Below are 5010 nucleotides of genomic sequence, written 5' to 3'. Positions count from 1 at the left end.
GGAGCGCCCCACGAAAGCCGCAGCTCACCGGCCCGACCGACGCCGCCAACCGGGACTAACCAACGCAAATTGGCCAATATTTTGTACGGGCATGACACCAACCGCAAATTCTGGTACACTATTAAAGTTTGCGAATCATTACATAAGATATTAACTATTTACTTAACGACTCCAAGGAGGATTTTCTTGTGACATATGCATTAGGAACGCGCCTGATTGCCGAATTCATTGGTACGGCAATCATGGTGATTTTGGGCAACGGCTCGGTAGCCAACGTGGATCTCAAAGGTACCAAGGGGAACGGCTCCGATTGGCTCGTCATCGCCTTTGGTTACGGCTGCGGGGTCATGATCCCCGCGTTGCTGTTCGGTTCCATCTCCGGGAACCACATCAACCCAGCGTTTACGATTGGCTTGGCCGTAGCCGGACTCTTCAGTTGGAGTGAAGTGCTCCCCTACATTTTGGTGCAATTCGCCGGTGCCATCGTGGGCCAGCTGATAGTCGTGGCGGCGTACAAGCCCCACTACGACATGACCACCAACCCACAGCACATCCTGGGCACGTTTAGCACCATCAGTGCCAGCAAGAGCAAGCTCAACGGCTTTGTCAACGAGTTTGTGGGGTCGTTCATCCTGTTCTTCGGCGCGCTGGGAATTACCAAGGCGCCGTTCTTCCAGAACAACCTGGGTACCGCCCACCTCGCACTGGGCTTCCTCGTGTTAACGCTGGTTGCTAGTGTCGGCGGTCCCACCGGCCCCGCTTTGAATCCGGCCCGTGACCTCGGTCCCCGCATCGTGCATGCCCTTCTGCCCCTGAAGCACAAAGGCAGTTCCGACTGGGGCTACTCATGGGTACCAGTGCTGGCACCAACTTTGGCCAGCATCTGTGCCATTCTTCTGTACAAAGGCGTATTTATGAAGTAATACACCCCACATAAAAACCTGGTAGCGTAATTGCTACCAGGTTTTTGTATACATAGTATCATTCCGACCCAACGGGAAACGTGCGTGTGAGCTTCGGTATCAGTCCGCGCGTCCGGGTGCCGTATTCTACCCGGCGCCCATCATCATCAACCGTGACCACCGCGTACATCCCCCCCAGCGGTGCCAGGTCGCCACGTGGTTGGCTAATACTGCCGGGATTAACCACCAGAACATTCTGATGGACCTCGGCCAACGCGACGTGGGTATGACCGTACAAAATGATATCCGCCCCGGCAGCCACCCCGGCGGCGACCAACTCATCCCGCCGCCAACCGACGGCATATTTGTGCCCATGGGCCATAAATGCCGTGTGCGCCCCCACGGGAACCGTTAGCGTCATCGGAAAGCCTGGATCAAAATCCATGTTGCCCTGAACAGCGCGCCAAGTATCAAAGACCGGATCACTCGCCCGGAGTTCCGAATCACCACAGTAAAAGTAGCCGTCCATGTGCGGATATTCCGTTAGTAACTCCTGCAACACCAGCGCATCACCGTGCGTATCACTTGCCACCAGAATTTTCACTATTCTTCCTCCAGGTCTTCGTTCATCCGCGGGTCACTACCATTGTTGGTCCGCTCTTTAGCATCCGGCATGCCAAAACGCTCCGGCTGGGCATCCATCAACTTGGCTAACTCACGCAGCGCGTTTCCGCGATGACTAAAACGGTTCTTCTCGGCGGGAGACATTTCCGCCATGGTTTGCCCCTGCTCGGGAATGTAGAAAAACGGGTCGTAACCAAAGCCGTTATCCCCCGCTGGAATCACGGTGATGCGGCCATTAACTTCCCCATCAACCTCCACGTCGTCGTGGGGTCGTTCTGGGTCCACCCAGACTAACGTGGTGTGGAAATGGGCCGTCCGGCGCTCAGTTGGCACCCCGGCGAGGTTCGCAAGCATCTTTGCATTGTTAGCGGCGTCGTTGTGGTCACCGGCATACCGCGCAGACAGCACACCCGGCGCGCCATCGAGGGCATCCACCATCAGGCCGGAGTCGTCCGCAATAACGGGTAACCCCAGCGCCTCGCTGTACCCGTGTGCCTTTAACCGGGCGTTTTCAAGGAAGGTGGTGCCGGTCTCGTTAACGGTATGCAAATCATCAAAATCCGCCAAACTACGAACCGTGATACCGCGGGGAGCAAAGAAATCAACGAACTCGCGCACCTTACCCGGATTCTTCGAGGCGACGACCAGCGTCTTTGACTGCCCGGACTCGGGAGTTTTGTCCACCGCCCCATTGAGCTCGGCATCCGGAACAAAGTGGTCCGGTTGGCCCTCAATATTCACGTGTTGCGCGTGCAGGTCATCCAGTCCGAGCCAATCGCTAGCAATGTCGGCAAACATGGTCGGGCTGGCCGTCGTGTAAAAGCTACGGTCGCCATCGTGATCGCCGCGGTTAGCCAACCCTAAATAATCGAGCACGGTGGCCAATTCCACCACCGTTTCCCGACCAGGATCAATGAGGGTCACGTCGTCGCCCAAAGCCGCCTGGATAAACGGCCGCAGTAGCGGGTAATGCGTGCACCCCATAATGACAGTATCGGGATGTTCTGCGGCCAACGGTGCCAAGGTATCTGCGACCACGCGGCGCGCTAGGTCGGACTTGTACTCGTTGCTTTCAACCAAAGAAACAAACTTGGGGGCCGCCATACTGTGCACGGTCAACGCCGAATTTTGTTGGTGAATAGCCGCATCGTACGCGCCGCTGGCTACGGTACCCTCGGTGGCCACCACGCCGATACGTCCGGCAGTTGTCACCTTCACGGCCGCACGGGCCCCCGGCACAATCACACCAATAACGGGAATATCGAGCTGTGCCTGTACGTCACGCCAGGCTGCGGCCGTGGCGGTGTTGCACGCAATGACCAGCGCCTTGATGTGCTGTGCCCGCAGATAATTCACCATTTGCCAGGTGAAGGACCGCACCTGGGCGGCCGGACGGGGCCCGTAAGGCAGGCGCGCCTGATCGCCCAAAAACATGACGTTTTCGTGGGGTAACTGCCGTAGGGCCTCACGGACCACGGTCAGGCCACCCACGCCAGAATCAATGAAACCAATTGGTGCCGTTGCATCCATCATCTTTGCCACCTTCGCTAAATGAATTCTCACTACTACCATTGTTGCCCGCCACCACCAGAAATTCAACCGTTAACCGACCCGCTTAATGTTAAAAATACGATTACGGACTACTGCTTTTACGGCGGCAGTTCGGTATACTGGGGTAGATAAACGAGGAGGATCCACAATGGCTGACGCACAATACTTAGAATTACTTCAAAATGCCGATCAACAACTCTTGGCGGGCGAGATCTTGTTGCGGGACGTAATGCTCCCGGAACTTTTGGGAGAACGCGCCGACGGTATTTTATACTTTGCCGGTCGGAGCCTGGCGGCACACCTCAACGTGCCGGAGGAACAAATCAGCACCACCTTTGCATCGATGGGGTTCGGCGAGTTGAAACCCGATAAGATTAAGACAAAGTTGCGTACATACACACTCGGCGGGCCGGTGGTCAGTCAGCGCCTCAGCCTGCGCGGCAACACGGCCGACTTCCGTTTAGAGGCGGGCTTCCTGGCCCAATTATTGCAACAGGCGTTGGGCCACACTGTGGAGGGCGCCAGTGAGAACCACCGCGACAACGTGACGTTGACACTGAGCATTGACCCCGGTGAGGAGCAGCCCTTCTATAACGATTTATCAACTAGGAAGTCTTAATTGTAAACCTGGATGAGGAGTGGGGCAAGGCAGAGAGCGGAGAAGGCAGCTTTCACATGCACACCCTTGGCGGAGCAACACGACATTCCCGGTCCACTATACTACTAATAAATCAGCAACCGAACGCTTAATTCACCTCCAAAAATTCAACTACCGGGTATTTGGGTGCATTCTTCAAGCAATTTTTCCTAATTCAACCCAACGCAAAAACGCCCACACGTCAATTACTCTGTGTGAACGCTCAAATCAAGTAATACTTACTCTGTTAGCCTAGTTTCTATCAGTCAAATGCACAACACCATCAATCTGTACACTACTGATCGTATACCCCGCCACTTATGGGCATCCCATGACTAACTGAATGGCAATAGCAGCAACCTATTACTACTAAATAACGATTCTTAAGTGTGTTCTCAATGTAAGTTTGCATTTTAAAGGTTACAAATTATGCGTGCAAAAAGCATCCCCTAAAGGATGCTTTTTGCACGCATATTAACTTTACTACGCGGTGTACTTCTTCAAAATATCTGACAACTGGTCGCCAGTGTGGTAACCCGTGATCCGTTCAACCACTTCGCCGTCCTTCTTGACCAGCAAAGTAGGAATGGCCATAATACCGAATTCCTTTGGTGTATCTGGATTTGCATCCACATCCATCTTGGTGAACTTAACGTCCGGCATTTCTGGTTCCAGCTTCTCAATCACCGGTGACTGCATCCGACAAGGGCCACACCAAGTTGCCCAGAAGTCGGTTAGAGTAACACCCGTACCAGTTTCGGTAGTAAAGTTATCGTCAGTAATTGCCTTAACCATGCTATCACACTCCTCTTACCTTTTGTAAGCTAATTATATGCGTCTACACCAACATTGTAAAGTGATGGGTGGTGCTTGGGGATAATTTTATTGTAGCAGGGCAGAGCGGGGCGTGCTGGGAGGAATTTATCAAAGCCCCTAGCGAGGAGGTATACGTTACTACCAATGAAAGGCCAAGTGTGGGCCTTTCCGCGTCACATTGCCGGGCTAATGCCACCTCGCTCCCTCGGTACCTGTGATTATGGAAACGAGCTGCGCAGGCCAGAAGACGCCGCATAAGCAACTCTAACCAAAAGGCCAAAACCGGGCCTTTCCGCGTTACATTAGCGGGTTAATGCCACCTCGCTCCCCCGTTACCTGTGCTTATGGAAACGAGCTGCGCCCCGCAGAAACTTGCGCGTAACCCGCTACGGCAATGAAGCCAAACCCGGGCTTGACGTTACATTAGCGGGCTAATGCCACCTCGCTCCCTCGGTACCTGTGCTTATGGAAACGAGCTGC

Annotated in this window: 4 protein-coding genes and 1 pseudogene; 2 read left to right on the top strand and 3 right to left on the bottom strand. The window is 54.2% G+C overall.

The genetic code is table 11. The features are described from left to right. Positions 1-188 precede the first annotated feature (188 nt). A complete protein-coding gene (locus LPA02S_RS10640) occupies positions 189-923 on the top strand; it encodes an MIP/aquaporin family protein (protein ID WP_056957020.1) in 735 nt (244 codons plus the stop codon). 58 nt (positions 924-981) lie between these two features. Here the strand turns inward: LPA02S_RS10640 and LPA02S_RS10635 are convergent, their stop codons facing one another. After that, entirely contained in the window at positions 982-1506 is a 525-nt protein-coding gene (locus tag LPA02S_RS10635; protein WP_054650539.1) for a metallophosphoesterase family protein, read from the bottom strand. A gap of 89 nt (positions 1507-1595) precedes the next feature. Then, positions 1596-3056, bottom strand: a pseudogene (racE, locus tag LPA02S_RS10630) (glutamate racemase); the annotation flags it as partial. Between the two features lie 169 nt (positions 3057-3225). On the opposite strand from racE, the gene LPA02S_RS10625 reads away from it, so the two are divergent. Then, positions 3226-3696 carry a DUF2507 domain-containing protein gene (locus tag LPA02S_RS10625; protein WP_054650537.1) on the top strand — a complete coding sequence of 157 codons (471 nt, stop codon included), beginning with the start codon at positions 3226-3228 and terminating at the stop codon, positions 3694-3696. 501 nt (positions 3697-4197) lie between these two features. On the opposite strand, the gene trxA is transcribed toward LPA02S_RS10625, so the two are convergent. Then, a complete protein-coding gene (gene trxA / locus LPA02S_RS10620) occupies positions 4198-4509 on the bottom strand; it encodes a thioredoxin (protein WP_054650535.1) in 312 nt (103 codons plus the stop codon). Between the last annotated feature and the right edge of the window lie 501 nt (positions 4510-5010).

It is taken from the genome of Lacticaseibacillus pantheris DSM 15945 = JCM 12539 = NBRC 106106 (assembly GCF_001591865.1).
Classification (GTDB): Bacteria; Bacillota; Bacilli; order Lactobacillales; family Lactobacillaceae; genus Lacticaseibacillus; species Lacticaseibacillus pantheris.
The sequence above is the reverse complement of the archived record's forward strand: the minus strand, read 5'-3'. Positions and strand labels throughout refer to the sequence as shown.

Coding starts and splice junctions, on each gene's coding strand:
- LPA02S_RS10625 (WP_054650537.1), top strand. CDS start 3,226: ATGGCTGACGCACAATACTTAGAATTACTTCAAAATGCCGATCAACAA.
- trxA (WP_054650535.1), bottom strand. CDS start 4,509: ATGGTTAAGGCAATTACTGACGATAACTTTACTACCGAAACTGGTACG.